General features: G+C 66.2%; 11 protein-coding genes and 4 pseudogenes. 10 read left to right on the forward strand and 5 right to left on the reverse strand.

Going from position 1 to position 15,250, the window contains the following annotated elements; translation table 11 throughout:
- Window positions 1-87 precede the first annotated feature (87 nt).
- From IE153_RS42965 to IE153_RS38275, 6 genes and pseudogenes are all read left to right on the forward strand, one after another.
- Window positions 88-1,079, forward strand: a pseudogene (locus IE153_RS42965) (IS630 family transposase).
- An 87-nt stretch (window positions 1,080-1,166) separates the two neighbouring features.
- Complete coding sequence (locus IE153_RS38255) at window positions 1,167-1,634, forward strand: hypothetical protein (protein WP_189594276.1); 468 nt, start codon at window positions 1,167-1,169, stop codon at window positions 1,632-1,634.
- 767 nt (window positions 1,635-2,401) lie between these two features.
- On the forward strand, window positions 2,402-3,019 hold the full coding sequence (locus IE153_RS38260) for a sigma-70 family RNA polymerase sigma factor (RefSeq protein WP_189594277.1): 618 nt from the start codon (window positions 2,402-2,404) through the stop codon (window positions 3,017-3,019).
- 248 nt (window positions 3,020-3,267) lie between these two features.
- Complete coding sequence (locus IE153_RS38265; protein ID WP_229829371.1) at window positions 3,268-3,663, forward strand: hypothetical protein; 396 nt, start codon at window positions 3,268-3,270, stop codon at window positions 3,661-3,663.
- Between the two features lie 1,529 nt (window positions 3,664-5,192).
- Window positions 5,193-6,002, forward strand: coding sequence for a hypothetical protein (locus tag IE153_RS38270; RefSeq protein WP_229829372.1), 810 nt, complete (start codon window positions 5,193-5,195; stop codon window positions 6,000-6,002).
- 364 nt (window positions 6,003-6,366) lie between these two features.
- The gene (locus tag IE153_RS38275; RefSeq protein WP_229829373.1) at window positions 6,367-6,846 is read left to right on the forward strand and encodes a hypothetical protein; all 480 of its coding nucleotides are present in this window, start codon (window positions 6,367-6,369) and stop codon (window positions 6,844-6,846) included.
- Window positions 6,847-6,851: 5 nt separating this feature from the next.
- Here the strand turns inward: IE153_RS38275 and IE153_RS42145 are convergent.
- Window positions 6,852-7,276: pseudogene (locus IE153_RS42145) on the reverse strand (IS630 family transposase); the annotation flags it as partial.
- A 205-nt stretch (window positions 7,277-7,481) separates the two neighbouring features.
- Window positions 7,482-8,222 carry a DUF4241 domain-containing protein gene (locus tag IE153_RS38280; protein WP_189594278.1) on the reverse strand — a complete coding sequence of 247 codons (741 nt, stop codon included), beginning with the start codon at window positions 8,220-8,222 and terminating at the stop codon, window positions 7,482-7,484.
- A 322-nt stretch (window positions 8,223-8,544) separates the two neighbouring features.
- Here IE153_RS38280 and IE153_RS38285 point away from each other — a divergent pair, with 322 nt between their 5' ends.
- The 4 genes from IE153_RS38285 (at window position 8,545) to IE153_RS38295 (ending at window position 11,924) form a co-directional block, all read left to right on the forward strand.
- Window positions 8,545-9,810 (forward strand): ParA family protein, encoded by a 1,266-nt coding sequence (locus IE153_RS38285; RefSeq protein ID WP_189594279.1) that lies wholly within the window; start codon window positions 8,545-8,547, stop codon window positions 9,808-9,810.
- Window positions 9,807-10,958: a ParB/RepB/Spo0J family partition protein gene (locus tag IE153_RS38290; protein ID WP_189594280.1), complete on the forward strand. Its 1,152-nt coding sequence runs from the start codon at window positions 9,807-9,809 to the stop codon at window positions 10,956-10,958. The genes IE153_RS38285 and IE153_RS38290 overlap by 4 nt, the downstream gene beginning before the upstream one ends.
- Window positions 10,959-11,272: 314 nt before the next feature.
- Complete coding sequence (locus IE153_RS42810; protein WP_368858388.1) at window positions 11,273-11,620, forward strand: DUF5959 family protein; 348 nt, start codon at window positions 11,273-11,275, stop codon at window positions 11,618-11,620.
- Window positions 11,604-11,924 (forward strand): hypothetical protein, encoded by a 321-nt coding sequence (locus IE153_RS38295; RefSeq protein WP_189594314.1) that lies wholly within the window; start codon window positions 11,604-11,606, stop codon window positions 11,922-11,924. The genes IE153_RS42810 and IE153_RS38295 overlap by 17 nt, the downstream gene beginning before the upstream one ends.
- Before the next feature lie 678 nt (window positions 11,925-12,602).
- On the opposite strand, the pseudogene IE153_RS42815 reads toward IE153_RS38295, so the two are convergent.
- The 3 genes and pseudogenes from IE153_RS42815 to IE153_RS38310 form a co-directional block, all read right to left on the reverse strand.
- Window positions 12,603-13,013: pseudogene (locus tag IE153_RS42815) on the reverse strand (transposase); the annotation flags it as partial.
- A gap of 279 nt (window positions 13,014-13,292) precedes the next feature.
- A complete protein-coding gene (locus IE153_RS38305; RefSeq protein ID WP_229829374.1) occupies window positions 13,293-14,075 on the reverse strand; it encodes an alpha/beta fold hydrolase in 783 nt (260 codons plus the stop codon).
- 237 nt (window positions 14,076-14,312) lie between these two features.
- Window positions 14,313-15,074, reverse strand: a pseudogene (locus IE153_RS38310) (class I SAM-dependent methyltransferase).
- Window positions 15,075-15,250 lie beyond the last annotated feature (176 nt).

The following is a 15,250-nucleotide window of genomic DNA, read 5'->3' on the forward strand; positions in this document are numbered from 1 at the left end:
GCCCTCAGGGCCTGCTACTGAACTTGATTGGGTGATGTCGGGTCGTTCGGCTGAGCGTTGAGCCCTCTGCGCTGTACTGCTGTGACCGTGAGGTACGCCCAGGGCGGCGGCTTGACCGACGCCGAGAGGGAAGCCCGGGAGCGAGTGCGGCTGGATGCGGTGGCTCGGTTCGAAGCCGGGGACAGGAACAGGGTCATCGCTGCCACTCTGCGGGTGTCTGAGAGATCGGTGGAACGGTGGCGGCAGCAGTGGCGTGAGGGTGGGGCGGCTGGTGTCGCCTCGAAGGGGTCGCCCGGTCGGCCGAGGCTCAGCGGTGCCCAGGTCGCCAGGCTGGAACGGGAGTTGGAGCGGGGACCGCTCGCACACGGCTGGGCCGACCAGCGGTGGACCCTGGCGCGAGTCAAGAAACTGATCGGTCGGCTCTTCCGTATCTCGTACACGGTGGAGGGCACGTGGCGACTGCTCAAGCGTCACGGCTGGTCGTGGCAGCAGCCGGCGCGCCGCGCGATCGAGCGTGACGACGACGCGGTGGAGCTGTGGAAGAAGGAGGTCTGGCCGCGGGTAAGAGCACCGCGGCGGCCGCAACGGCTGGATCGTCTTCGAAGACGAGGCCGGCCAGTCGCTGACGCCGCCGCGTGCCAGGACCTGGGGCCGAATCGGCCGGACCCCGGTGGTGCGAGTCCGAGGCCGAGGCTCGGGCCGGGTGTCCTTGGCGGGCATGACCTGCTACAAGGCGGGCGAGCGGTCGCGGCTGATCTACGCAGTGCGCGAATACCGCGGACGCAAGGACCAGCCCAAGGGCTTCGGCTCGCGGGACTTTCGTGACCTGCTGGTCCGCGCACGGATCCAGCTTGGTGGTCCGATCGTCTTGGTCTGGGACAAGGCTGCCTGCCTACGCCCCAGACCTGAACCCGCAGGAAGGCGTGTGGTCCTTGGTCAAACAGGACCTCGGCAACCTCGCCGCCGCCGACCTGGGGCAGATCCCCCGGACCGTGAAACGCAAGCTCAAGATGCTGCAGTATCGGCCCCAGTTACTCGACGGCTGTCTCACCGGAACCAGCTTGGCCCTAGACGGGTGACCTGCTTGGGAACCTGCCATCCGAACGCGCGTTCAGTAGCATCGCATCGCCTGGATGAGGTTCCCGCCTGACGAATCGAGTGAGCCCATGAGTGACGATGTTCTCTCTGTCATTCCGACCGACCCACACTGGCAGCCCGAACAGGCCGCGGCTGACCGTACTGCGTCGATCGTGGAGGACCTGGCCCCCGGACTCCCCGACGGCGTGGACGTCGAGATCGACGTCACCTGGCACGACACACTCACCGTTGTCGACTGCGGCCAGAATCTGCAGAAGATCGGTTGTCCCCACTGCGGCGCGTCGATCGACATCGAGTGGTGGGCCGACCTACTCGAAGCCCACTGCGACGACGGCTTCGTAACCCTCGCCGTGGTGGTCCCCTGCTGCGGCACCGCGACCTCGCTGGACGCACTGGACTACGACTGGCCATGCGGCTTTGCTCGATTCGAAATCGCCATCTGGAACCCCGAGCGTGCTTGGTTTAGCGACGAGGAACTGGCCGCCATCGGGGAGGCACTCGGACATCCAGTACAGCAAGTCCGGGCCCACATCTGACGCACGTCAGCCCGCGGGGTACCGACATCACGAGTTCAAGTTCAGTAGCAATTCACCAGCCCTGACATCCGAGGGCCGCGCACAGCCAACCGCGTCGCGAGGCATCGCACGCGCCACCGGGAGAGCACCGTGCGGCAGTCCTTCCATGCGGGAAGACGCAGGAATGAACCGGCACCTTGCTTGCCGTGTGCCGGCCGACAGCCACGACCGTGCGCGGCACGGTGACGTTGCACGCCAAAGGCCCGCCGTCTCAGTCGTTCGGCCGGAGCAAGACGGCGGGCCCTTCTCAGACAGCGGAGGCATCCAAGGCCGGCCTAAACGCCAGTGGCCACCACCAGGAGCTGTCGGACTGTTCAACGATCCCGGCAAGCAGGACGTTTAGTCCGAAGCGTGTGAACTTATCCACGCTGCGCAGAGCTTGGAGACGGCGTGTGGCTGGTCCCACACTGCGAGTGTCAACCTAGCGGGGCTTTTCCGCCGCAGTCCTTGGCCGGAGCACGGTGAAAAGCCCTCTCAGACAAGGGAGTTTGCGCTATGCGGCACCTTCGGCACCGCCTAGGAGACAGGTCCCAACACCCGTGGTGCGGCCTACCGCTGCCACACAGTGGACGAGTCAAAGTCCTCGTGATCATCATCCTGCTGGCTAGCGCAGTCGGGCTCGCCGCGCTCACTCCCACGGTTGCAGCCAGCATCGCCGCGCTCGTCCAGTCCGGGGTCGCAGTGTGTATTGCCCTGCGCCACCCCGCTCCCGCGACAGCTGAAGGGTGATGGGTTCGCCGACCTCGCCGGCTCCGCGCCCCTCGGACGGGGAGCCGGCCTCCGGGATCGAAAACATCGCCCAGTGCGTAACCCGGGCACAGGCTGGCGACAGTGTTGCCTTCGCACAGCTCTACGACGCCTACAGCGACACGGTCTACCGGTACCTGTACTACAGGACCGGAGGAAGAACCACCGCAGAGGACCTGTGCAGTGAAGCATTCACTCGCGCGTTCCAGCACTTGGACACCTTCACGTGGAAAGGGCGGGACTTCGGAGCGTGGCTCGTCACCATCGCCCGCAATCTTGCGGCTGACCACTTCGCCTCAGCGAGGTTCAGGCTGGAAGTGACGACTGGCGAGCTGCTGGACGCTAACGGCGTCGAAAGAAGCCCCGAAGAGGTTGTAGTCGAAGCGTTCCGCCACCGTCGACTGCTGGACGCTCTCAGCAGGCTTCCTCCTCGGATGCGGCAGGTCACATGGCTGTGGGCGATCGGCACTCCCCCGCCCCAGATCGCGCGGCAACTCGGCATCAGCGCCAGCACCGTGCGGGTGCACCTGTATCAAGCACGCCAGCGTCTTGCTGCCGATCCCCTCTTGGCCTCACATGCCGGCGAGGCAGCATGCTGACCCTCCGGGGCGGGGCCCTCTGAGGCCTCCCAAGCAACGCCGACTGGGGAGAGATGCGGCGTAATCACCCTTCCAGGGTGAGTGGTGGACGCGCCATCTCGAGGGCGTCTCCCCTGGCTGGTGATTACGCCGTAATCGCAAGGCGTCGGCTCGTACAGGCCGCCAAAGCGGTTAGGGCACGTCCGGCGGGGCCGTGTGGGCTGGTCAGAGTGCCGCGACCTAGTGTTGCTGCTGAACGAGGGGGTCGCATGCCGCGCGATACGACCGAAGCAGAGGTGGGAATGAAGGGGATCACGTTTCCTGCCTGGCACGGAAAGCACTACGTGACCCTGGCTGAGCTACTGGTCCGCCTCGGCAGCTTCGGCTTGGACCTGACATGGCGCGTCGAAATTGACGAGATCGTTGATCCTCGCTGCCTCGAGATGGAGAGACGGTCCGCTGACGCAGGCATGGACACGCTGACGCTGTTGTCGCTGGCGACCCCCTTCCTCCAACTGATCGACGCCAGAGCACAGGGTTCCGACAAGGGCAGGGTGATGGTCGTCCTGACCGAAATGGACAGCTCGTTGTGGGATGTCAGGGCCGTCGACGAGCGCGTACTCAGCGAACTTCGCCGCCACTATCAGGGTGCAACGGACCTCTGAGCGGGGAGTCTCACTCCGGGCGGAGCCATAGGCGATCGTGACCACAGTGACCGTCCCTGAAAAGACGTACGCCTGCTTGTAGTCCTGGACCGATGCGCTACCGAGCCCTTGGGGTCCTCGTGGTTGAGCGCCATCCATCATCCGCTGACAGCGTCGCATCGACCTCGCCCCCGGTGATCACCGGTAGATCACCAACGATGTGGGGTGCTGAGTGAAGCGTGATTACGACGTAATCACCGGGGCGGCTGCAGAGGCTCGGATCGGCCGCCTTGTCGTGCTTCGCGGTATGCGAGGCAGAGCAGGGCGCCGCTGACAGCGTGATCCCCGGACTTCCCCACCCACCACTCCCCCGTCAGTCGCCTGGAGGCCCCCACGGAAGTGATTACGCCGTAATCACTCAGCCGATCCCTGAGGGACTTCGGCTTACGTTCTTCCAACGATGCCGGACGCGATGGGCAGGCGCTGGAGGAATGACCCAGCGAGCAGCGCCAATGCCTACTCACACAGCGGAGCGGGTCGAGACTGGTTGTACCTAGAGTGGATGCGAAGGCTGCGGTCTGCCGTCACGATAAGGCCGTGCATTTGTGCAGCCCTTGCGACTGGGCGATACAGGAGGGAAGCCGGGGGCGATGACGAGTGGGCACGAACCTAGCGAGACACCCCTCGGCTCACTGGCGACGCGTGCCTTGACCCGCGAGGCCCAACGAGCACGCCAGCTCCTGGCCGCCGGGAAGTGGCGCCCTACCACCGCAGACTCCACGGCAGCAGCGGCGGTCCTCGCTCGCCTTGCAGCCCAGCTACCACCCCGGCGGGATGCGGCCACACGGACGCTTGCCACGGACCGGGACCGGCGGCTCCAACGCATCCTGCGCACTGCACTTCACCACTTGGACGCGGGTGCCGTCAGCCCGCCCACAGCCGCCCTCCTCGCCGCCGTCGCCCGGGCCTTCTTGCCCTGGCACGCCGCGCCGGCACCACCGGTCGCAGCGGCGGCGCCGCGATACGAGCCTTTGGCGGGGAGGCCAGGCGAGCTGGCCGTTCCACCAACGGAAGCGGGGGATGCTCTGCTTCCCTCTCTGATCGCATTGTTCGCCATGCTGGCCTCACGGAGCTCAACCGGCCCCGACCCGCTCACACCTCCGGTCGAACCCTGGCAGGTGCGGTATGTGGGCCACTTCCGCCGGTACGGCAGACCCGCTCTTGGGGTGTGGACGGCAGAGACTGTCAGCTGCCCTGCGTGCGGACGTAAGGCTGGCCCATGGACTGTGGCCTGCGACTGGCGCCAGATTTCACTGGGCTGCCCTTGCGGGGTTGTCACCCAGGACCACGGTCTCGCCTTCTCCGAGGTCTGGCTTCTCCTACCGGACACATGACCGGGCAGCTGGCCGACGGCCGGCACGGCAACAGCCAAGTGCTGCTACTCGGCCTCTAGTCAGGACGATGGCAGGGTTCAGTCTCTTTGCCCGCGGGAGGCGTGAATCGGCGATTCACATTCTGTGAATGGCTGCCGGGCAGGCACACTTCACCCCATGGCAGCCCGCATCCGAAAGCCCACTCCCCCGACGAAGCCGCTGGTCAAGCAACGCGTCCGGGTCGGAAGGATGGACGCCGTCGCCGCAGTCGGAGAACTGCGCCAACTACACGAAGGTGCAGCCGATCCTGACGTGGAACGCATGCCCGCTGACGACGAGACCTATAGCGCTCTTCTCTACGCAGAGAAGCACGCCGGTGCCTTGCGCCGGCTATCGCCGGAGCAGCAGCGGGCAGCCGCCCTCAAGAGGGTCCAGCTATGGCAATACCTGCGCGAGCAATCAGAAGTCCACCAGGCCAGAGCCGTGGATGATGCGCGAGCCGCGGGTGCTGAGTGGCAGGACCTGGCGCCAGCCCTCGCGGTCAAGGCAGCGAGCGCCGCCTACAACAAAGCCAAACGGCTGCAAGCGGCGACCTTGATGGATGACGACCCTGACGCACAGCCAGTGCGACGCACACCCGAAGCAGTTGTGGCGACCGAGCAACGGCGCATACGTCAGAGGAACGCTGAACGGCGAGCTCAGGACGCAGCGCAGCAAAGGCACCCTCTCCTGATGCCGGTGGCCCAACGGCTCTTGCAGCATCGAGACGATCTTGTCCTGGACGAGGATGCCGAGTACTGGCTGGACGAAGTCGCTGAGGTGCTGTCCAACTGCAGCACACCCACTCAGGTCGTCAGCCTCAGCCGCTACCTGGCTGCCGCAGTCAGGGCTCTGACCAACCTAGAAAGGCGGACGGCTCGGCCCGCAGCGACGACCGACGACGCGCACCTTGCCTTGGCTGCAGCTGCTGAGCTGGTGACCCGCTGAGCCGCGCAACCGCTGCAGATACTGCGCATTGCGCAACCGCTCGCCGGTACTGCAGACCAGCACGGCTACCAGCGCTGGAACCCACGGCCGGCTGGCTGACTCAATAGGTGGGCAAGACGCCCCCTGCTGGAGTGGTTGTGCCAGAGCACAGGGCCGATGAGTGATTACGCCGTAATCACTCATCGAACCAGCCGGCGCCGTGGCGAACAGCTCAAGCGGGCGGTGCCCGCCGTCACGCCCGATGCCCGCGCCACATCGCGAAGCATCGTTCGCACCGAGCCCCCCGCTGGGACCGGCAACGCGGACGAGGCTAGTGCTCTGGCAGGGAGGGTTCGGCGCGTTGAATAGGCTCAGCCTGGGTGCGTTGGAGGAGGAGGACGGGGTGACGCGGAGACCGTCGGTGGATGAGGCCGCAGGACTGCTGAAGGGTGAACTCGGCTCCCGAGCCCTTGCCGATCTGGTCACGGAAGACGTCTGGCTAGCCTTCCTTCGTTTCGGCCGACGGCTGTTCCACGGCCCGGACGCACCCGACGCCGACGGCCTTCTGCTCCAGTACGGGACCCACATGTTCGACGGTCCTGCGACGTTCATGCTGGACCTCGCCCGGCAGTTCGAGGTCTCCGACAGCGACGGTGATCACGACCACTACGTGCACGTCCACTGCGAGCTGCGATACGGACTCACACCCGCCCTGGAGGCTCTGGGAAGCTACACCTCCTGGTTCTTCCACGATGCCGGAGGGGATCTCGAAGAGTGGGCCCAATGGCTGAGTCAACGGGCAGCGTGGACAGCGATCCACAGACTCAAGCCAACCGAGATCAGGGTGTACCAAGAGCAGGTGTAGCTCTTTCAGGCCGCCATCGTGGTGGGACGCCCACCCCAGCGGATGCCGGCCTCGCTTCGGAGGCGGGCGCGTTCGCGTCGCTGGGCGGCGAGGACGTCGGAATGGCGGGCGTTGTGGTTTCGCCAGCGCGGCAGGCATGCAGGGCCCGGGTCTGGACGGTGTGGTTGGGGTGGTGCGTGTCGGCCAGGGTGAACTGCCGCAACGGCCCCCACGTGGGCCGCAATGGGGTAGGCCCACGAGGCATAGGTCGGCGTAAGAATGGGAGCTCGACCTTGCTCCAGGCCGCCCACCGGCGGCTTCTCCAGTTCAGGTGGGCGGAGTGGTTGTCGGGGATGACGTGGATCGGAGCGCTGTCGGATCGGGCGACGCGGATCGATCGCAGGGCTGCCCAGGTGTGGTCGATGCCCTTGCGGGTTCGGTTGATGCCCCACAGGCTGTCCTGGCCAACGAACTAGCAGACTGTTGACCCTTCTCCCCTGCATGTCATGTACATGACATGCAGGGGAGAAGGGTGAGTTGAACTACGGCGTCCCCTCCTGGTCTGGGAATCACGACCAGTCCGACGCATCAACGCATGAGTTGCTCAAGGGCCTTCTCGGGCACTGATCGTGATGTGTCAGCGGCCCCCGGCAGTCTCAACCGGAAAGATCCTGGGAGAGCGAGTGATATCCATCAGCCACGGCGACTGAGGCAATGGATCCGCTCTCGGTGCGCCCTAGCCAGACAACAGAAGCTCCTTCAGCAGTGAACGTCACGAGGTCCGCTTCGTGCTCCTCGTTGCTTACACGCTCGAAGTAGTCATCGAAGAGACTTTCGGTCTCACGCGGCTGCCGGGTGCCGGTCTGGCATCCTTTCCAGAACTCGCGGAACGGAGCGGTCAGCGTCGGCCAGGCAACGGCGTCGGAGAAGCTCCCCATGTTGGTCTCGGAGTTGAACCCGATCCGGCTTCCGGGGCGAAGCGTGTCGATATCGTCTTCGACGCCGAGAGCCATCTCCCAGCCAGCTACGGGGGCCTCGGTGATGCACAGGCGGATGGCGGCAACTTCCCTGCCGTCGAAACGCTCGCCCATGAACTCGTATGGTGCTTCCGTCCAAGCGGCCTCCACTCGGAAGACACCAGGCGGGATCCGCTCTGCAAGCTCCCGGCCGACTCGTGTCTCCAGCTCCGGATCCTCGTCATCCGGCCACGGAGAGTCAACGATGAGGCGGCCGCTGGGGACGCGGATCGTCGTTACCTCTGTCACTTCGACGACCTGGACGAACGTCTCCGGATCATCAGAACGCGTTCCAAGTCGTGTCCCCGGCGTGAAAACCGCTTCCAGATACCAGCTCTCCGCGGGCCCAGCCGCCAGCCGGGCATCTGCTGCATGATCCATGTAGCAGACGATATTCGGTCGGACCGACACGTCCGCGGCGAGCAGCAGTCACAGCACCACGCCGATCGCCCAGTGGTTTGCCTCAACGAGGCCACGGCGTCGCCTACAGCCATGTCACAAACGCCAGTTGCTGGCTGAGCTTGACGCTACGCCGACTCCTGCCTTCTGCACGGCTCTGCGTCCGAGCGAAGCTGGCCGTCCAGGCGCAGACGCGCGCTGATTACGGCGTAATCAGGGTGGGGGAGTGCCTGACACCCATCAAGTTGGCCTAACTAACGTGTCGATGCTGCACTTGATCATGGACGTTAGTATGGTGTCCTCCATGAGTTCGCCAGCCACTTCCAGCGACCGCGAGAAGGTCGTCTCCAAACTGCCGGGATGGCTCCGGCAGAACCTCAAAATCAGAGCCGCCCAGTACGGCATCGAGATTCAGGCCGCCGTCGAGCAGGGCATCACCGACTGGTGCAGCCTTGCCTCCACGCCTGCCACCATCGACACCGCCGGCGCCGACTCCTTCTCCACCTTCCTGCCCCCCGGGCAGTGGGAGGAGTTCCGTCAGATCGCCGCGGACCGGCGTGTCTCCCTCATCCAGGGCCTGGCCCAGTCCGTCCAGCTATGGCTCGACGCCAACCCCGCCCCAGAAGTCGAGCGACCCACCATCACCCGCCGCATCGTCGTCTGCAACCAGAAGGGCGGAGTCGGCAAGACCGCCGTCACCGCCGGACTGGGCGAGGCCCTGGCCGAAGACCCCAACCGCCTCCACCCCGTACGCGTCGCCAAAGCCCTCACAAAGGCCCTACGCGCCAGCGAAACGCACAACGAGGATCCCGAGTCGGGAGCCGACCCGCTCGACATTGAGAACCTGCCCGGCCTGGGGCTACGAGTACTTCTCGTCGACTTTGACCCGCAGTGCCACCTCACCAATCAACTGGGCGGCAGCCCATTGCCGTTGAATGGCGACAGCCTCACCAACCACATGGCGGGCGACCCCAAGGGCGACCTGCGTGACCTCATCATCTCCGTCGATGACGACAGTTTCGACGGCCGCCTCCACCTCCTGCCCGCCTGCAACGACGCCTTCCTGCTCGACGTTCGCCTCTCCGCAGTACGCGCCCGGGAAGCCGCGCTCGAGCGAGCCCTTGCCCCACTCGAAGCTGATTACGACGTAATCATCGTCGACTGCCCGCCCAGCCTCGGCCTCAGCATGGACGCCGCCGCCTACTACGGCCGCCGCCGCGACGGCGAGAAGCCCGGCCAGTCCGGAGCCCTCATCGTCGTCCAAGCCGAAGACAGCTCCGCCGACGCCTACGAGCTGCTCACCACCCAGATCGACGACCTGCGCAGCGATCTCCAAGTCGACATCGACTACCTCGGCATCGTCGTCAACCTCTACGACTCCCGCCGCGGATACATCGCAACCTCCTCGCTGCAGGGGTGGGTGGACATAAAGGATCCGCGAGTCGTCGGCCTCATTGGCGACCTCAAGGAACAGAAGGAAGCAGTGCGCGTAAAGAAGCCCCTACTGTCCTACGCACCCAAGTCCCAGCAGGCCGTCGGCATGCGCGCCCTGGCAAGGGAGGTCTCGTGAGCAAGGCCGACCAGCTGGGCTCCGGCCGATTCGGCGGAACGGTGCGCACGGTCAGCGCCCGCCGCCAGGCCGTCGCCGCCGCAACAGGAGTTCCCACCGAGGGTATCGCCCCTCCCACCGAGCTCCCCGTCCACCGGATCAGTCCTAACCCCGATAACCCCCGCTCTACTCTCGGGGACCTCACCGACCTCGCGGGCAGTCTCAAGACCCACGGTCAGAAGCAGGCCATCACGGTCATGAACCGCGATGCCTACGTCAAGATCAACCCGGAACGCGAGACCGACCTCGAGCACGACACCACCTACGTCGTGATCGACGGCAGCAGCCGCCTCGCTGCTGCCCGCGAGGCCGGCCTCGCCACGGTCAAGGTCATGGTGAGCGACGAGCAGGGGACTACCCCCGAGGAACTGCTGGAATCCGCTCTCGTCGCCAACATCCACCGCCAGGACCTCGAAGAACTCGACGAAGCCCGCGCCCTCCAGCGTTTGTTGGAGATCCATGGCAGCCAGCGCGCCTTGGCCAAGCGCCTCCACCGCTCCCAGGGCTGGATCTCCCAGCGCCTGGCTCTCCTGAAGCTGACTCCTGAACTCCAAGCCCGTATCGGTCAGGAACCCATCGACCTGCTGCGCGCGGTCGGCAGCAAACCCGTCGAAGAGCAGACAGGCGCTTTTGAAGAGCTCAAAGCAGAGCGCGTAGCAAAGGAAGAGAAGGCACGCTCATCGAAGCACGCAGCGCCACCAGTTGCAGCCGATGCCGGCCGGGACGAGCCGACGGACCAACTAACCACCCCTGACAGCGGCGCAATCAGCCGCACGACTCAAGAGCCCTCGTCAGCCGACAGCCAGGTGAAGGCCTCAAGCTCCGACGCCGAGCTGGTCCAAGAGTCGCCAGCGTCGGAGGCGATCCCCGAACCTCGCGCTGATCCCCGTCCCCCTAAGACCAACGTGAGCGAGGAGCAGGCAGCCCGCCGAGTGCCGTTCGACAGGCCCGGTGAACTCGCGATGCTGCTGGACGTGAGGATGGAGAACGATGACGCCTTCTTCGCACTCGTCGAACTCTTGAACCGCAAGGCCCTCGAGCGAGACCCGGGCCGACTTAGCGAACTGGCAAGGTCATTCGCCGAGCAAGCCGCCCAACCTCCCGGCTGACCGGTCCGGCCCTCTGCGTGTAGACGTGCCCCGTCGTGCGAGGGATGGGGCACGTCTGGAAGATTCGGCGAAATCAGTTGCTGCACGGGCCGGTCTTTGGACAGGCCCGCTCACAAGCCTTTCAGCGATCACGCGCCGGCCGGGCAGGGCGCCTCCCGCGCCTGTCGTCCGTGCCAGAGGTTCGCCCGAACGAACCCTCCGAGCGCAGCAGATCCGTTTGCTGCGGTTCGACGAGAGGGACAGGGCCGACGTGTCTGCCGAGAGAGGCAGAGCGCAGAATCGCTCCTGACGAAAAACCTGACGCCACGTCACTGATGCGAGGCAACACACGCATCCAACTAGAAAGCCATGCAGTTTCCGGCGCCTCCAGCGCCGCAATAGGACGTCGTCTCAGGTGGCGCTGCACCAGTAGCAGCAGTGGGCCGTCGATCTTCATCGAACTCGCCGACGAACGGGACTGTCCGGAGATCGTCGTGGAGGACGAATCGGGATCCATGGTCACCGTCCAGGTGCCGCTCGGGCCGCCGGACGACTGGATTGCTGATCATCAACAGCGTCTGCAGCAGGTGGAGCGACCCTTGACTCGCCCACTAAGACTCCGCCGACCTCTGCCGCTCGAGACCCGCAGCATCCATTCTCGAGGGTATGCCGCCTTCCACTGAAGTCCTCGAACTGTGCCGGGCAACGTTCCCTCCGGAGTCACTTGATCTCGCCCCTCGCACCCTGGAAACCTACGACGCTGAGCAGGCTGATCGAGTACATCGGATCGCAATCCAGCTGAGTGAGGGGAAGCTGAACCGGCTGGCCTGGTGGTTGGACGGCGCAGAGGAGAATCTGGAGACGTTCCTCTGGTACGGGAAAAATCCTCAAGAAAGCGTCCGGCCAGAGACACGAGCGTTCGCGGTGGACTTCATGAATGCTTTCGCTGACAAGCACCGGCTGAAGCCACCGCAGTCTTCGAGCTGAGCGGGGCCGTCTCTGGGCCGTCCGAGAGCGCTCAAACGAGGACCAACGCTGACAACCACCGACAGCTAAGTGCGTTGTGGCAAAGGGAGTCCCTGTTCGATGAGCAGGGGCTTCTTCGCGTGCGGAGCATGACTGCGAGGGGGTAGGGGCAGGCAGCGGACGGCTTGCTGTTGATCGAGGAGGGTGCGATGCCGTCGGTGCTGAGGTTGATGGAACAGCGGGAGGCGCGGGCAAGGCAGGATCTGGAGTCCTGGACGGAGGTCCTGGAGCAGGCTCAGGCGGAGGTGGATGCCGCGCGGGGAGCGGGTCGAGCGGGCCCGGGTGGGGCGTGAGGAACTCGTGTCGGTGCTGGCCGAGGAGGGGCCCGGTGAGTACGCCGGTTCCCGTGCCGTCCGGTGGTGAGACGGCTGCCGCCGTGGGGGCGGGCGGCTCCGGGGCGGGGCACGGCGAGAGGCCACGACCCACCTGCGGGCCAGGACGACAAATCCGCGCCGGCCGTCGGATCGGCGCACGACTTCGACGTGCACTCCGTGGCGGGCGAACGCCTTCGCCAGCGCCGGGCCCTGGTAGGCACTGTCGACCCACACCAGGCTTCAGCTGCCGGCCCGGCTGGTCCATGAACGTCTCCAGCAGTGTGGGGGCGGCCTTGGAGTCGTGCACATCGGCCGCGGTCACGGTCACCTCCAGGAGCAGACCATCGGTGTCGGTGAGGATGTGGCGCTTGCGCCCGTCACGTGACTTGCCGCCGTCGTATCCGCGGCTGTCCTCGCCGACGGTCTCGGAGGCGTCCACCGACTGGCTGTCGATGATGCCCGCGCTGGGTTCGGTGTTGCGGCCTGAACGTTCCCTCGCCGTGTGGCGCAGGCGTTCGTGCAGCTCACGCACGTAGTCGCAGGCCCGCCAGCGGCGGAAGAAGTCGTAGACCACCCGCCAGTACGGGAAGTCGACCGGCATGGCCATCCACTTCACGCCGTTGTCGACCAGGTAACGCACCGCGTCGAGTATCTCGCGGTGGCAGTACGCCTCCGGACGCCCGCCCTGCGTAGGAGCCAGGCCGGTACCGGCATCGCGGAGCGGACCTCGGCCCACTCCGCGTCCGTCATGTCACTCGGATAGCACCGCGCCCGCTGTTCCGGAGCGATCGAACCGAACCTGTGTACGTAGCAGCCGCACCCAGGGGTGACCGTAGTGGACGCGGGTACAGCGGGGATGGTCAACTCGTCAGACAACGGGTCTCCTTGCTCGTGACCGGCCTCAACAACCACGTCACTACCAAGGGGCCTGCTTCTTCATGCCCACGACCACACTGGCATCTCTGCCCGAATGATCAACCGCCGCTCGAACAGTGTCCGGATTGCCGCAACGCTCTCAGTCGCTGCTCGCGGACAGCAGGAGGTCGGCGATCCTGCCGGGATCGTCGGACATGGGTGAGTGTCCGCAGCCGGGCAGCTGGACATGGCGGGCTCCTGGCAGGAGTCGGGCTGCCCGGCGGGCCTGGTGCTGGGGTGTCAAAAGGTCCCGGGTGCCCCAGGCGACCGTGACCGGGACGCCGGGGGTGAAGCCGGTCAGCCGGTAGGTGCGTGCTGCTCGGCGGGTGGCTTTGAAGCCGGGCGCACGGGCCAGGTCTCGTAGAGCGGTGTCGGCTGCTTCCGGCGTCATCCGCCGGGGAGCCGCAACGAGTTGCCAGAACGTGAGCGTGCGGCCCAGGGGGCTGCTGGTCACCCGTGCCGTGCGAGAGCCGAGGCTCTCTGCCATCGTGCGCGCGATCCGGAGCGAGCCGAGGGCGTAGGCGGCCTCGGGGCGGGTCCACAGGCCGATCGGGGACAGGGCGACGGCGCTGCCTACCACGCCGGTCCGTGCGAGTTCGAGTGCAACGGCTCCTCCGAGCGAGTTGCCGACGACGGGCGGGCGTGTGAGGCCGACCGCGGAGAACCACGTGGCGACCTCGGTGGCGAGTGCCTGGACTGTAGGGGCGATGCCACCTGGCAGGGGTGGACTGTCGCCGAATCCTGGCAGGTCGACGGCCACGACCTCGCGTTCGCGGATCAACAGCTCGATGACGGGCGCCCAGCCCTCCCGGTCCAGCTGCCGGATCACAACGAGTGGCGGCCCTGTGCCGCGGCGGCTACTGGCGAGCTGGATATCCGGCATATCGGAAGTGTAAGAGCATGATCAGCGGTCGCACGAGCTGATGGGGCCGTCCGCGCAGCGACGGCCGGTCGACCCGGATGGCCAGTCGTGGTGCTTCTTCCAACGACCGGCCCTGAGGTATCGGGGCTGCCGGGAGTCGCCCATCGCCACGCGAGATATCCACCCGAGCCCAGCCGCGTATTTCAGCAGGTCAGCGAATTCCGTCGTTCCTCTCCTCTGCGCGGGCGCGTCCCTCGTTCAGGCCGCGGCACGGAAGACGTACGCCGCCATCGGGGCGGTGACCGGCCCCGGACCCAACCGTGCCGTCATCTCCTCGATGACGGTGGCCCGGACAGCCGGTCCGTCGCCGCGCTCCTCAATGGCCGCGCGCACTGGAGTCCCGGTGAGCTAGCCGGTGGCAAGGTCGGCGGTCGAAGCGGCCCGGCCCTGCAGCGTCAGCTCCTGCTCGTCCTCGACGGCGAACCCGGCGGCCGCCAGATCAGCGGCTACGACAGCGGGGTCGGCGTAGCCGTGCGGAACCGTCGGGAAGAACCGTGGCGGGTCGGCCGGAAAGGCCCGCTCCAGCCCAGCCTGAAGCGCGACTTCGAAGGCGTGCGTTCCGAGCGGGCCCCAGGTGTTGAACAGGAACCGGCCGCCCGGGGCCAGCACCCGATGAATCTCGGTGAAGGCCTCGATGCGGGCGGGGAAGAACATCACACCGAACTGGCAGACCACCAAGTCGAAGCCTCCGTCGGGGAACGGCAGTTGCTGCGCGTCGGCCTGCCGCCACACCGCGCCTGGAGCCTGGGCCGACCCGAAAGCGACCATGGCCTCGTTCAGGTCGGTGGCCGTCACCTCGGCCGAGGGGGCCGCTTCCAGCAGGCCCGTTGTCAACACGCCAGTCCCTGCCGCGAGTTCAAGGATCAGCCGAGGACGAAGTGCCGCCGCCCGGGTGGCCAGGTCCTCGGCGAACGGCCGGAAGACCACTGGCACGAGGTACTGCTCATAGGCCGCCGGCATGGATTCGGACCATCGCCGCTCGGCATGAATTCCTGTCACCCCCATGACGGTAGCGCCACGTCAAGAAACCTCACCCTTGCCGCGCCGCCACGCACCCCGGAGCTAAACCCATCCGTCGTCCGCTGCCTGCCCCTACCCCGTCGTGGCCATGCCCGCACACGCAGAAGCCCTTGCTC

This window comes from Streptomyces massasporeus (genome assembly GCF_014648995.1).
Classification (GTDB): domain Bacteria; phylum Actinomycetota; class Actinomycetes; order Streptomycetales; family Streptomycetaceae; genus Streptomyces; species Streptomyces massasporeus.

Coding starts and splice junctions, on each gene's coding strand:
- IE153_RS38255 (WP_189594276.1), top strand. CDS start 1,167: ATGAGTGACGATGTTCTCTCTGTCATTCCGACCGACCCACACTGGCAG.
- IE153_RS38260 (WP_189594277.1), top strand. CDS start 2,402: ATGGGTTCGCCGACCTCGCCGGCTCCGCGCCCCTCGGACGGGGAGCCG.
- IE153_RS38265 (WP_229829371.1), top strand. CDS start 3,268: ATGCCGCGCGATACGACCGAAGCAGAGGTGGGAATGAAGGGGATCACG.
- IE153_RS38270 (WP_229829372.1), top strand. CDS start 5,193: ATGGCAGCCCGCATCCGAAAGCCCACTCCCCCGACGAAGCCGCTGGTC.
- IE153_RS38280 (WP_189594278.1), bottom strand. CDS start 8,222: ATGGATCATGCAGCAGATGCCCGGCTGGCGGCTGGGCCCGCGGAGAGC.
- IE153_RS38285 (WP_189594279.1), top strand. CDS start 8,545: ATGAGTTCGCCAGCCACTTCCAGCGACCGCGAGAAGGTCGTCTCCAAA.
- IE153_RS42810 (WP_368858388.1), top strand. CDS start 11,273: ATGCGAGGCAACACACGCATCCAACTAGAAAGCCATGCAGTTTCCGGC.
- IE153_RS38295 (WP_189594314.1), top strand. CDS start 11,604: ATGCCGCCTTCCACTGAAGTCCTCGAACTGTGCCGGGCAACGTTCCCT.
- IE153_RS38305 (WP_229829374.1), bottom strand. CDS start 14,075: ATGCCGGATATCCAGCTCGCCAGTAGCCGCCGCGGCACAGGGCCGCCA.